Source organism: Vibrio sp. Y20_XG_PY13 (assembly GCF_024181925.1).
Taxonomy (GTDB): Bacteria; Pseudomonadota; Gammaproteobacteria; order Enterobacterales; family Vibrionaceae; genus Vibrio; species Vibrio parahaemolyticus.
Window position 1 is genome coordinate 245,719 of the sequence record NZ_JAMZAL010000004.1, and the last position, 12,600, is coordinate 258,318.

Consider the following 12,600-nt stretch of genomic DNA (forward strand, 5'->3'; position numbering starts at 1 on the left):
CTGCTCCTAGTAACGTAATGAGGCAAAGTAGTAGGAAAGGTTTTCAATCTCTTCGTCAGTGAGATTTTTCGCGATAGTACCCATCATATTGAGCGGGTCACCACTGCGAGTGCCGTTTTTCCATGCCATCAATTGCGTTTTTAAGTAATCAGCATGTTGGCTTGCGAGGCGAGGGAATTTGTCGACGCCCATTCCGCTGGCTCCATGACAAGTCGCGCAAGCTGGAATGTTTCTATCCCAATCACCTTGGAAGATCAATTTACGATACGGGTTACGAATGTCGGCTTGGTCGCCGCGTTGCTCTGGGTTAGTGAACTCGTAGCTTGGAAGATTAGCAAAGTAATCCATGACTTCTTTACGAACGGCAGGATCGCTAAGCTCTTTCGCCATGCCTTGCATGACTACGTTTTGTCGTTCGCCACTAAGGAAGAGCTCTATTTGGGTGTTGAGATAATTCGCGTTCAGACCAGCAATCATAGGCGCAATGTTTGGTTGACCCATGCCATCTTGGCCGTGACAACCGCTGCACACGCTGGCTTTTTCAGGAATAGACGAGGCGCTTGCGCCCATTGTGGTTGCCAGCAAACAGGCCGTCACCACAGGTAGTATTTTTGACATGCTGACTCACTTTAATTGTTATTAATATCTCCAAGTGTCTACTGTGATAGTGACTTGGATGCTGTATTGTCGGCTTTGTCAATAACTAAAGGTATTGTGGATTTCCACATATTTAGAGGATGTGAAGAGCTGCTAAATGGCAGCTCTTCAGGTTTGGTTGTCTACTAAGCTTTGCGGATTTTGGCTGGTAATGATTGGCGAGCAGCGGCTCCTACCACCCAATCTAACAACACGCCTTTCCCTTCTCGGGTTGGGTCAATTAATCCGATGTCGTTAATGTTGACTCCATCTTGGCTGCGAGTTCTTACTGGTTGCTGTTTATCGCCGATCCAGTGCGAGCGTTGTCCTAGCTCGGTATGACCAAACCCATGTTCAAATCCGAGTGTGCCAGGGCGAATTCCGTTGACTATCATCGCAAGTGCTTTGGTGCTTGCAGATGGAGTCTCGATAACAAACTCATCACCCGTTTTAATGCCTGCGCGTTCGGCATCGATTGGATGGATGTACACAGGGTTTACGCCTTTAATCGAGTTCAACCTTGGCGATAGATTGGACACCGCACTGTGAATGTTGGATTTAAAGTTAGTCAGGCTGAAAGGCCATTCTGAGCTTGGGAACTGTTCTTCCATTGGTGTGCCATCGGCCAGCTTTTGTGGATGCCATGTTGGGCAACCGGTGTAGAAATCACCGGTCATGGTGTTTCTTGCGCTGCCGACACGTTCATTCCATATCGCAACTGGTCGTGTCCATTTGTGCTTCATTTGCTCACCTTGATACGCTTCGGTTGCATTTTCAAAGCGTCCGCCGCGAGCAAAAATAAACGCCACTCGTTGCATCTCATCCGCTGTTAGCGTTCTTTGCATCGCTGGCATTAAACGCTCTAAGCCTGACCATGCAATGTCTTCTGCCGAAACTTCAGGCACGCCGCCTTTCACATAAGCCAAGTTTGCCGCAGCTCGCAAATAGAAATCTTCGGCGCGATGGAGAGCGTGCCAGTTGCCTTGTGCATCTTGAATTGCATTGTCACCAAAACCGCCCAGCTGCATTTTCTTAGCAACATCAATCAGGAAGTTCTCTAAACAAATCGAGCGACCGTCGGCGGTTTTCTCTGTTCGCGCTTCCACTATCGGCCAACGAGCGGTGACGGTTTTCACCGGAACATCGTGCCAAGGCGTTGCCATGCCCCAGCTTTCGTAGGTGACGGTATCCGGCACAATGTAATCCGACAACGCGGTGGTTTCGTTAATGAACGCATCAATAGACACAATCAAACCGAGCTGCTTTGGATCTTTAAGCTTGTCTTCCAGCAGCGTTTTCAAACCGGGTACACCATACATCGGGTTCGCCATGTGGTTGATCCACGCTTTAACGCGATATGGATAACCATCAATAGCCGCAGATAGGTGTTCTGTCAGCAGTGGCGCTGCAAACGGATACCAAGGTGCGCGAGTTGGGTAAGGGGATTTTCCTGCCTCAACGCGACGTTTGTATTCGCTGGTTTTGTGGTATGGGAATTTACTGCGCGATAAAAAGACGCCTTTCGGGCCGACTTTGCCAGCAAATTTGGTGAAGTCGTAACGAGGACCCGCAGCGGAAGTTGGGTAGCCACCCGCTTTGGTCATCGCGCCGCCTTTCATGTTGATATTACCAATCAACGCATTGAGCATCATGATGGTAAACGAGTTATAGAACCCATTGGTGTGCATGTTGCCACCGTGGGTATCGACCACCGCTTTTGTGCCGTAGCTGGTGAAGCGTTTCGCTAGTTCTGCGATTTGCTCAACAGGGATCTCACATTGTTGGCTGTAGAACTCAAGACGGTATTTGAACGCCTCTTCTTTGAGCCTTTGTAGAGACGATTTTACTCGTACTTCGCCTGATGCAAGCGAAACCGTTTTATCGACAAACAGTGCCGCTTCTTCTGTCTGGGTATGCACACCAAATTCGCCGCTTTGATCATCCACGATGACGTACGGGTCGGAATCAGACAACGCTTCGCCCTCGAATGGCAGATTCAGATCCGATGCGCGTAAAAACGTGCCGTTTCTCGGGTGCTGCTCATCGCTTATCACGAGATGTGTAGCATTACACCAGTGCGCGGTGCCGGCTCGTTTCATCGCGTTTTCCCCCGGCTGCGCCAAGAAGGTTTTGTTGTAGCGTTGGTTTTCGATGATCCATTGGATCATGCCAAGCACGAGGGCAGAGTCGGTGCCCGGTTTGATTGGTATCCAGCGGTTATTGTCACCTGCTGCCAAGCTCGATGAACCCGCCGGCAAACTTGGTGTGACGATGGTGTATTCCAAGCTGCCTTCTGTTCGCACATTGGCGAGTTGGCGCGCCTGACGTTTAAAAGGGTTGCCAGCTTGAGCTGGCGACATACCGATGAAGATGATGTATTCCGCATTATCAAAGTCTGGCTTTAAGTGTGCGTTCTTATCTAAATCGTTCATAAATGCACCGCTGCCAGCACGAAATGCATAGCCGCAGTAAGAGCCATGATGCCCAAAGTTACGCGTACCATAGCTGTTGAACGCGAAGCGTTTGAATATGTCGTCTCGGCCTTCGTTACCTGCGTTGGTCATTAACAATTGGTTGGCTTTCGGCCCATATTCTGGGTTTTCAGGATCAACGGGCGTTGTTAAATCGCGAATGTCGCGTAAGCCATCAACATGGCCTTCACCAAATAAATCACCACCTTCAACGACTTCTTCTATCAATTGCTCGTAGCTGATCGGAATCCATTTTCCTTCGCCGCGTTTGCCAACTCGTTTCAGCGGCTGAGTAATGCGGTACGGGCTGTTGCGAATTTCTAGCATCCCGTTTCCTCTCGCACAGGCGGTCGAACGGCCATAAAGGCCCGCTTCTCCTGTCAAACTTAAATAAGCATCTTTGACTGGCGTTTCGAAAGGAATGTGTTGTTGATGAGAGAGTGGGTGATATGGGTTGCCACTAATACGCAAGATCTCGTCGTTGCGGTTATCAATGCGTACACGCAATCCGCACAGTGACCAACAACCAAAACACATCGATGGCGCAACACGTTGGTTTGGATTTGGGATCAGATTACCTTGGTCATTGACGGCGTATTCTGGTTCGAGGGAATTGCCGTGGTGAATATCGCGAGTCTTTTGCCCAGCAGTGCCTTCCAGCGCACCTTCTACCATGTGCTTGGTTGTGGTGGCGTAACCTGCAGCAAATGCGCCAAGCCCACCGACTGCAAGGCATGATTTCAAAAACTGACGGCGTTTGTTATCCATAATGAAATCCTCTTGATTAGCGTTCAGTTAAGGTGAGTGATGATGCTTTTGCTTCGATACTTTGTTTTGGCTGAACCAGCTCTGAGCCGAGCAGTGCCAGAGCAAGCCATAATCCGAGCATGCCGATAATGCCTATCCAGCCATTTCCATCCATAGTGAGTTGGTATGGATACAGCCCTGCATCGAACTTGGCGATGGTTTGTACTTCCATGATGGTGAACCAGCGAATCAGCCACGCGCTTGCCAATGCGGCAGCAGACACAAAGCCGAGCCCTATGACGTGACGAAATCTGGCTGATGTGGACTTTTGGGTATCGCGCAAGAAGATGAAGGCGAGCAAAACACAACCTAAAACGACAAAAGTGAGCAAGGCAATGTTGTGCATCCATTGTTCGCTAGAATAGAGCGAAAATGCGGAATTGTTGGATGCCCAAATGGGCAGGAGAATCAGCGTCAGAACGCCGCTCGTTACCAGTGACTTTTTGAGTAAATTGTTATCACCAGAAGTGAGAGTTTTCGATTGGCTAGGCAGTAGTAACCAAATCAGCAGAGAAAATCCGACAGCGCCCATAAATGCAGTGACAAACCAAAGAATTGGTGACGCGGGTTGGTGCCACAAAGAGCGCGATTTAACGACTGCAATTTCAGCTCCAGTATAAAGGGCGATGGTTAAGCCTGATAACACGGTGATTGCAGATATTGTGAGCATCACTTTGCGAGAAATAGCCCACTCACCAAGCGATAGTTTAGATAACAGAGGCAATACTTTTCCCGGTTGGTTTCGTAGTGCAATAAGGTCCTGACGTAGATACAACCATGCAGTTGCAACGGCAAGCGCAGAAAATACAGGCAAGAATAGTGAGCCTAGAGACATCCATGACCACGGCGTGATGTGCGCGTAAAAATGCCAAGCTCGTCCCGGCTGGTGAAGGTCGCCAGTTAACGCCAACGGGCCGACGATAGCGCCGATGGCCATCGTTAGCACCAGCGCGACGCGTAACCGATGACTGGTGTGTTGCTCAAATAACAGTGCGATTAGGAACAAAATAGCGGCAGCGTAAGCAGAACCGATGTAGAAGAAGTACTGCACCGCCCACGGTAGCCAAGCCATCGCTTGAGGTTGGACTAACACTTCGGTGATGTTCATGCTCGCTCTCCTTGAGGGTCGTAAATAGCTGGCTGCCCGTCGATGTGGCTGGTGAAACGTTCATCCATGCCGATGTAAAACACATGTGGCTTGGTCTCTTCATTGGGCTTTAGCACTTTGATGTCGTCTTGGTGCTTCGTAATTAAGCGGCGGGCTTCACTTGATGGATCATTCAAATCACCAATCACGCGAGCACCACCCACGCAGGTTTCCACACAAGCGGGTAACAAACCTTGTTCTAAGCGGTGTGCGCAGAAGGTGCATTTGTCTGCGGTGAGCGTGTCTTCATTGATAAAACGCGCATCGTAAGGGCAGGCTTGTACACAGTACGCACACGCTACGCAGCGACTGTTATCCACCATGACGATGCCATCTTCTCGCTGAAAGGTTGCTTGAACGGGACAAACGGCTACGCACGGCGGGTTATCGCAGTGATTACAAAGCCGAGGCAGCATAAAGGCCTTTGCTTCTTGTGTGGTTGTGGAACCGTCATCGAGCGTGACTTCGTATTGTTTCACTGTGGTTCGGAACTGACCGATTGGCGCTTGGTTTTCAATACTGCAACCTACGGTGCACGCTTGGCAGCCGACGCATTTACGTAAATCGATCACCATGGCGTAACGTTTTCCGACTTGTCCTTTTCGGTCGGCGGATTGGTTATTGCGAATAACATTGCCCGCGGTTGCGGTGCCAATACCTGCAATGGGGATCAACGCGGCACCCGCTGTAATGGCGCTAAGAAAGCGACGTTTGGTGGAATCCATAACTCACCTGCTGTTAGTTGAATTTGAACTGACTGATTCCATTGTGAGAAATGCGCTGCGACGTCGATATAGTGGATTTCCACATACCCAGATCAAAGTTGATCTAAAACAAATGTGGTTTACGGAAGATAGCTGTTATTCTTGCTTCATTATTTTCGAAGGAACGATTCGACTCATCATGAACAAAACGCCACGGTTGCTTCAGTTTTGGATTCTGTGCTTGGTTGTCTTTGCATCTTTAGCTCAGGGCGCTGTTTCTGAACAAGAATATCTGCAAGGAATGCAGCAGCAAAAGACGGTGCAGCCAGAGGCCAAGCAGAAAGTCGAAGTGGGCGTGTTAGCGATACGTGGTCACCTTTATGCCGAGCAGAGATGGCAACCGACCATCGATTGGCTCAACCAGCAAATCTCGGATGTGCACTTTGAACTGCATCCGCTCAATTTGGACGAAATGGGGGAGGCGGTGAAGTTTCAGACCATGGACTTCATCTTAACCAACCCAGGTCAGGCTGTGCGCTTGGGCAGACAATATGCGTTGTCATGGATGGCAACATTGACGGGGCGCGCACCGCAAAACTCGAACTATAGCATTGGTTCTGCGCTGGTGGTTCGGGCAAATTCGCCATACCAAACATTAAAAGATGTTTCTGGATTTCCTGTCGCGGCAGTGTCCGAAAAAGCGTTTGGTGGTTATCTGACCCTGCGCTATCAAATCGTGGAAATGGGACTCGATCCGAATGATTTTTTTGCGGATGTTCGCTATCTTGGTTTCCCAATTGATGCCAACCTCTACCAATTACGTGACGGCAATGTTGAAGCCGCTGTCGTGCCTGCTTGTCTACTAGAACAGATGCAAAATGAAGGTCTGTTACAGCTCGGTGATTTTCGAGTCTTAAACCAACAGCCAAATGAACATTCTTCGTGCGCTGTTTCTACGCCGTTATATCCAAACTGGTCGTTTGCCAAAACAGAACGCGGCTCGTCTCTTCTGGCGAAAAAAATCGCGCAAGTCTTGCTTGCTATGCCACCAGAGCACCCCGCCATTATTGCCGCTGGCGCGTCAGGCTGGACATCGCCCGTTAGCTTGTTGAGCATCGATAAACTCTATCAGGCGTTGGATTTACATCCATTGCAGCAACCTTGGTGGAGTGAGGCGCTGCGCTGGTTGCGCAGTCATCAAGAATGGGCGTGGGCACTGTTCATGTTTGTGATTGTATTGAACGCGTACCACTTTTGGCTTGAGTATCGTTTTAGCAAAAGCAAACAAGCATTAGAGCTGACATCGCTAAGGCTGAAAGAGAAAAGCGAGCAGTTAGAACATTCACAAAGAGTGGCGATTGTCGGGGAAATTGGCAGCAGTCTGGCCCATGAATTAAATCAACCGCTGGCAGCCATTCGTAATTACAGTGAAGGTGGGTTACTGCGTCTTGCGAAGAAGCGTCCGCATGAAGATATTGTGCCTGTGCTAGAGAAAATACAAGGGCAAGTGGAACGAGCCGATGCCATCATTCAGCGTTTAAGAACGTTGATACGCAAACGCAGTGTTGATAAGACACCATGCGATGTTCAAGCCTTGATTACAGACACCATTGAGCTGCTTCATTTTCGAATGCAAAAGCAGAACGTCGCCATTGTGACTAGCGTTGAAGGAGAGATACGTCCTCCACTGGCAGACTCCGTGGGCGTTCAGCAGGTTTTGGTTAATGTGATCAACAACGCCATTGATGCGTGTGCTTTGTTTCAGGAGAAATACCACTCGTCGGACTACCAAGGTAAAATTGCCCTGCATTGTGACTACCAAGCTAACCAGCTTTCTATTCGCATATTGGATAACGGCACTGGGTTACAGCAAGATAATCCGACCCAAGCTTTTGTGAGCTCTAAAGCCGAAGGACTTGGGCTGGGGCTGGCGATTTGTCGTGACGTAATGGAAATGCACGGCGGCGAGTTTCTCATTGCTTCGACCACGCCGCACGGCTGTTTGGTTGAGCTTGTGTTTCCTTATCAAAACTAATCGGTATTTAGGAGCAGTTAATGATCAGCAGTGAAAAGCAGCTGCCTGTTTATGTGGTTGACGATGACGAATCGGTACGTGATTCGCTGGCTTTTATGCTGGAGGAGCATGACTTTAACGTGACGACTTTTGCTGATGGGCAATCTTTTCTCGACGAAGTGAACATTCATCAGGCCGGATGCGTGATCCTTGATAGCCGAATGCCTAACCTTCGTGGTCAGCAAGTTCATCAATTTTTGCATGAGGCGCACAGCCCATTAGCGGTGATTTATCTGACCGGTCATGGTGATGTACCGATGGCGGTCGATGCGTTGCAAGCTGGGGCGGTCAACTTTTTCCAAAAACCAGTTAAAGGCGATGAACTGGCTCAAGCAATATTACATGGTCAGATGCAGTCCGCGGCGAGCCTCGATATGGTGGCGGCAAGAGCGGCGTATGAATCACTAACGCCGCGCGAAAAAGATATCTTACGTTTGATCATTGCTGGTAAGCGCAATATTCGAATTGCGGATGAGCTGTGCATTGCAATGAGAACGGTGGAAGTTCATCGAGCCAGCTTACTGAAAAAGTTCTCAGCCAAAACCGTCGCAGAATTGGCCTATATTTATGGCAAGTTGGAGAATCCCATCTAACGAGAGCTGAGCTGTAAGATTAGGAGCCTTCAAACTTCTGTTTGATGAAATCGATAAAAGTTCGCAGTCGTTTCGGTTGATAATGATCTCGATGGAATATGGCGGAAAAGGGCACCGACGGGATTTCCCAATCTGGCATCACTTTTATCAGTTGGCCTAGCTCCACTTCTTCTGCACAGTAACTCAGTGGAACACGAATAATGCCGTTGCTGTGCAGCGCGCCCATTACTAACGCTCGTCCATTTTTACAGCGCAAGTTGCCTTTTACGACCGCATCGGCGTGGTCATTTGGGTTCTCTGCTTTACGATAGTTCCAACGCGTAACCGAACCAGTCAGAGTTCGATGTTCGGCCAGCTCTTTTGGGTGTTTTGGCATGCCATATTGCTGCACATAGCTCGGGCTTGCGAGCGTGACCATGTCAACCGTCATCAGCTTGCGAGCAACAAACCCTGCATCATCCAATTCCCCCATGCGAAATGCGACATCAAACTGATCTTCAATCAAATCAATACGAGGCGAAGAAAAGTCCAAATCAATGCTGACGTTCGGGTACTGTTGCATAAACTCACACACGTATTTGGCGATGATGTCTTCGCCGATGTAGCCACCCACACAGTTCACTCGAATCACGCCGCGAATCTCTTGAGTATCATCGACGGCGGCAATCAACGCTTGGTCGATGTCTCGCAAAGCTTTTTCACAGTCGTGATAAAAGCGCTCGCCGGCATGAGTCAAACGCAGCGTGCGTGTGGTTCGGTTGAGTAGTGTTACGCCCATTTGCGCTTCAAGTCCGCAGATCTGGCGAGAAACGTGAGATCGAGAAACGGACAGAGCTTCCGCCGCTTTGGTGAAGTTGCCAAGTTGGGCGATCAAAACAAACGAGCGAATGTCGGCGAGATTAACTTTATTGAGCATAATGAGCGTGTTGCAAAAAGCGATGGGTTTAAGGTTATCACAATTATTTACCAATCATATCGGCAAGCAAGGTCGAACGACTTGAGCTTTACGACAACTTGCGTATTATTTTCTGCGTTTCCATCTTTATCTGACTTTTTATGAGCTTATTGATTTCACGACAAGGCACGCCTCAAAAGCGCGCGAAATGGCTGCTAGCAATGATTGGCTGGGTCATCGTCGTGTGTCTGATGCAAAATTCTGGTTTGGTTTCGGCATGCTCGATGAGTGATGACCAAACCTTGGTTTCTGCTTTATCTAGCGATGATGCTCATGTTGTGAAAGCTGATAAAGTCAAAGAGCCGAGTAAGTGTGAACTGTCTGAAAAGTTGATTCAGTTTACCCAGCATCAGCTCGAAGCCTTCATTGTCGTTTTGTTCATTGGCATTGTTTTAGCCGCAGTTTGGCGATGCAGTGCCTTTGTTAACGCAAGGCAATGGACTGAGCCCATCTACGACAAACATCGAATTCATCTTACCTTTTGTGTGTTCCGAGAATGACAAGTGATTCTGGCCGAAAACGCCAGCCATTTTCTACACTTGTTATTAATTAGGAATCACTATGAATCACATTACTAAAGCGACTCAACTCGCGTCCATATTCTTTATGGCGTTGGTATTGGGTTTGTTCTCTCTTAATCTCTCGGCGCAAACTACCGATACGGGATGGATGACCAATCCACAGCATCCGCCTGTGCAAACGCGTTTTGTTTTGACTGGTCAGCAAGATCCGCAAGCAAAAACGCTCACTGGTTATTTGGATGTTAAGCTGAGCGGAGACTGGAAAACTTATTGGCGATCGCCGGGCGAGGGTGGTGTCGCGCCATCGATAGATTGGCAAAACTCGCAAAACCTAAGCAAGGTTGATTGGCAATGGCCGTATCCGCAAAAGTTCGAGTTATTGGGCATTGAGACTCTCGGTTACAAAGGTGACACTTTGTTCCCAATGACGCTGCATATCGACAATATGTCGAAACCCGTCACGATTGATGCAGTGCTCACGCTCTCTTCCTGCACCACCATCTGTGTGTTGACGGACTATCAAATTCAACTGACCTTCCTGCCTTCTGAGCTGCAAATCGACGAGCAGGTGATGTTCAGTTACGCCCAAGCGGTGAGCAATGTGCCCCAGCCATCGCCGTTTATTGATGTCACTCAAGCAAGTTGGGATGCAAACCAATCGAAGTTGCAAATCAAGCTCACGAACACTCAAGGTTGGAACCAACCACAAGTGTTGGTGGACGGTGTCGATGAGGCAACGCGAGACTATAGCTTCAAGCTTGAAGGTATACATCAAGAGGGAAATACCGTTACCGCGAGCTATTTGGTGGATACTTGGTTAGGCGATGTGGAGTTAAGTGATCAGTCGCTGTTTGTGACCATCAAAGACGCCAACTTGTTGGCAGAAGAAACCACTCAAGCAATAGCTGAGGCGATAGTAGACCCACTGCCGAGCACGTCTGTAGTGAGTATTTTTCTGTTCGCTTTGCTCGGTGGTTTGATTCTCAACATCATGCCTTGCGTTCTTCCGGTTTTGGGGATGAAGCTCAGTAGTATTGTTGCCGCTCAAGGTATCGAGCGTCGTCAAATCCGCGCTCAGTTTGTTGCGTCTTCACTTGGCATCTTAACGTCGTTTTGGATTCTCGCTGGTTTTATTTTGGTGCTCAAGCTAACAGGTAATGCCATTGGTTGGGGCGTTCAGTTCCAAAGTCCTTGGTTTTTAGGATTGATGGTTCTGGTCACAGGTTTGTTTGGCGCCAACATGCTAGGACTGTTTCAAATCCGTCTTTCGTCTGGCTCCAGTACATGGCTCGCGTCGAAAGGCGACAACTCGTTAGCTGGACACTATGTGCAAGGGATGTTTGCAACCTTGCTTGCTACGCCGTGTTCTGCGCCTTTCCTAGGAACAGCCGTGGCGTTTGCTTTGGGTGCGGATGTAGTTACGCTGTTTGCAATTTTCACCGCCTTAGCGTTGGGGATGGCGTTGCCTTGGATTATGGTGGCAATTTTCCCAAGCATTGCGCTTAAATTGCCGAAGCCGGGTCAGTGGATGAACGTGGTCAAAAACGTATTTGGTGTGATGATGTTGGCCACCAGCGTTTGGCTACTGTCTTTGATGGCCAATCACCTACCAGTGTTTTGGGTCATTCTCGCCGGTTTAGTCGCGTTTATTGTTCTGATGATTCGCGTTAAACGCGTTCATGGCGATAAAGCACTCGTGGTATCCGGTTCTGCATCGCTTATCTTAATTGCTGGCGGGCTGCTACTTGGCAGTGTCACCGCAAATCAATGGGCGACACCGCTTCCTGAGGACTTAACATGGCAGAAGCTTTCCAACTCGGCGATCGAACAGCACGTCAATAATGGGCGAGTGGTGTTTGTGGATGTGACTGCGGATTGGTGTGTCACGTGTAAAGCGAACAAGATCGGCGTGATCTGGCAAGATCCTGTCTACTCATTGCTGCAAAGCCCTAATGTGGCGACGCTAAAAGGGGATTGGACACATCCGGACGGCTCGGTAACGGACTTTTTACGAGCTCATGGGCGTTACGGTGTGCCGTTTAACATCGTCTATGGCCCGGCGGCGCCACAAGGTATCCCGTTACCTGTGATTCTGACTGATGATGTTGTTTTAAGCGCGGTGAAACAAGCGAGTGGGGGAGCCATTCAATGAGTTCGACAAAGCAGCGTAGAACATTCCGATATTGGCTCATTCAAATCGTACAGATGGTGCTCATTGTCACCGCTATTTCTATCGCGATGGATTGGTATCGCACCAAAGATATTCCTAAACAGGAGGCACCACCATTGAGCTCCGTATTGAGCGATGGTGAATACTTCGATGCAATCGCGCAAAGTCATGAACAACCTGTCGTTGTTTATTTTTGGGCGACTTGGTGTCCCGCTTGTAAATTTGTAAGCCCAAGCGTGAGTTGGCTGAGTGATGACTATGCCATAGTTGGCGTTTCTGGCTCATCGGGGCCGAATGAGCGTGTGGCGCAGTTTATGCAGGCAAAAGAATATCGTTTTGAAAACATAAACGATCCTTCAAGCGATATTATGCGTGAATGGAAAATTAGCGTGACTCCAACCATTTATATTTTAAGAAATGGTGAAGTGACCTCTATTACGACAGGCATCACAACGCCGATAGGAATATTGGCGAGAATTTGGTTGGCTCGATAACGAAATAAAAATCCGATATTCAAAATAC

Annotated in this window: 10 protein-coding genes; 5 read left to right on the top strand and 5 right to left on the bottom strand. The window is 48.8% G+C overall.

Annotated elements, in window-relative coordinates; translation table 11 throughout:
- Positions 1-6: 6 nt before the first annotated feature.
- The 4 genes from NL646_RS12440 to dsrO all read right to left on the bottom strand — a co-directional run bounded on the left by NL646_RS12440 (position 7) and on the right by dsrO (position 5,786).
- Positions 7-618: a c-type cytochrome gene (locus tag NL646_RS12440; protein ID WP_017448376.1), complete on the bottom strand. Its 612-nt coding sequence runs from the start codon at positions 616-618 to the stop codon at positions 7-9.
- Between the two features lie 164 nt (positions 619-782).
- Positions 783-3,875, bottom strand: a complete 3,093-nt coding sequence (locus NL646_RS12445; protein WP_253664282.1) for a tetrathionate reductase subunit A — start codon at positions 3,873-3,875, stop codon at positions 783-785.
- A gap of 16 nt (positions 3,876-3,891) precedes the next feature.
- On the bottom strand, positions 3,892-5,022 hold the full coding sequence (gene nrfD, locus NL646_RS12450) for an NrfD/PsrC family molybdoenzyme membrane anchor subunit (protein WP_253664283.1): 1,131 nt from the start codon (positions 5,020-5,022) through the stop codon (positions 3,892-3,894).
- Positions 5,019-5,786 (bottom strand): sulfate reduction electron transfer complex DsrMKJOP subunit DsrO, encoded by a 768-nt coding sequence (dsrO, locus tag NL646_RS12455; RefSeq protein ID WP_025502983.1) that lies wholly within the window; start codon positions 5,784-5,786, stop codon positions 5,019-5,021. Before dsrO ends, nrfD begins: the two co-directional genes overlap by 4 nt.
- Positions 5,787-5,964: 178 nt before the next feature.
- Between dsrO and NL646_RS12460 the strand changes: the two genes are divergently transcribed.
- Positions 5,965-7,800, top strand: a complete 1,836-nt coding sequence (locus NL646_RS12460; RefSeq protein ID WP_253664284.1) for a sensor histidine kinase — start codon at positions 5,965-5,967, stop codon at positions 7,798-7,800.
- 20 nt (positions 7,801-7,820) lie between these two features.
- Positions 7,821-8,432: a response regulator transcription factor gene (locus NL646_RS12465; RefSeq protein ID WP_253664285.1), complete on the top strand. Its 612-nt coding sequence runs from the start codon at positions 7,821-7,823 to the stop codon at positions 8,430-8,432.
- A 19-nt stretch (positions 8,433-8,451) separates the two neighbouring features.
- Here NL646_RS12465 and NL646_RS12470 read toward each other — a convergent pair whose 3' ends face one another.
- Positions 8,452-9,348, bottom strand: coding sequence for a LysR family transcriptional regulator (locus NL646_RS12470; RefSeq protein ID WP_253664286.1), 897 nt, complete (start codon positions 9,346-9,348; stop codon positions 8,452-8,454).
- Between the two features lie 140 nt (positions 9,349-9,488).
- Here NL646_RS12470 and NL646_RS12475 point away from each other — a divergent pair, with 140 nt between their 5' ends.
- From NL646_RS12475 to NL646_RS12485, 3 genes are all read left to right on the top strand, one after another.
- Positions 9,489-9,887 (top strand): hypothetical protein, encoded by a 399-nt coding sequence (locus tag NL646_RS12475; RefSeq protein WP_005494637.1) that lies wholly within the window; start codon positions 9,489-9,491, stop codon positions 9,885-9,887.
- A 61-nt stretch (positions 9,888-9,948) separates the two neighbouring features.
- Positions 9,949-12,060: a protein-disulfide reductase DsbD gene (locus NL646_RS12480; protein ID WP_253664287.1), complete on the top strand. Its 2,112-nt coding sequence runs from the start codon at positions 9,949-9,951 to the stop codon at positions 12,058-12,060.
- The gene (locus tag NL646_RS12485; protein WP_253664288.1) at positions 12,057-12,572 is read left to right on the top strand and encodes a protein disulfide oxidoreductase; all 516 of its coding nucleotides are present in this window, start codon (positions 12,057-12,059) and stop codon (positions 12,570-12,572) included. Before NL646_RS12480 ends, NL646_RS12485 begins: the two co-directional genes overlap by 4 nt.
- Positions 12,573-12,600 lie beyond the last annotated feature (28 nt).

Excerpts from the sequence above, each read along its gene's own strand:
- nrfD (WP_253664283.1), bottom strand. The coding sequence starts at position 5,022 with ATGAACATCACCGAAGTGTTAGTCCAACCTCAAGCGATGGCTTGGCTA.
- NL646_RS12445 (WP_253664282.1), bottom strand. The coding sequence starts at position 3,875 with ATGGATAACAAACGCCGTCAGTTTTTGAAATCATGCCTTGCAGTCGGT.
- NL646_RS12440 (WP_017448376.1), bottom strand. The coding sequence starts at position 618 with ATGTCAAAAATACTACCTGTGGTGACGGCCTGTTTGCTGGCAACCACA.
- NL646_RS12460 (WP_253664284.1), top strand. The coding sequence starts at position 5,965 with ATGAACAAAACGCCACGGTTGCTTCAGTTTTGGATTCTGTGCTTGGTT.
- NL646_RS12485 (WP_253664288.1), top strand. The coding sequence starts at position 12,057 with ATGAGTTCGACAAAGCAGCGTAGAACATTCCGATATTGGCTCATTCAA.
- NL646_RS12475 (WP_005494637.1), top strand. The coding sequence starts at position 9,489 with ATGAGCTTATTGATTTCACGACAAGGCACGCCTCAAAAGCGCGCGAAA.
- NL646_RS12480 (WP_253664287.1), top strand. The coding sequence starts at position 9,949 with ATGAATCACATTACTAAAGCGACTCAACTCGCGTCCATATTCTTTATG.
- NL646_RS12465 (WP_253664285.1), top strand. The coding sequence starts at position 7,821 with ATGATCAGCAGTGAAAAGCAGCTGCCTGTTTATGTGGTTGACGATGAC.
- NL646_RS12470 (WP_253664286.1), bottom strand. The coding sequence starts at position 9,348 with ATGCTCAATAAAGTTAATCTCGCCGACATTCGCTCGTTTGTTTTGATC.
- dsrO (WP_025502983.1), bottom strand. The coding sequence starts at position 5,786 with ATGGATTCCACCAAACGTCGCTTTCTTAGCGCCATTACAGCGGGTGCC.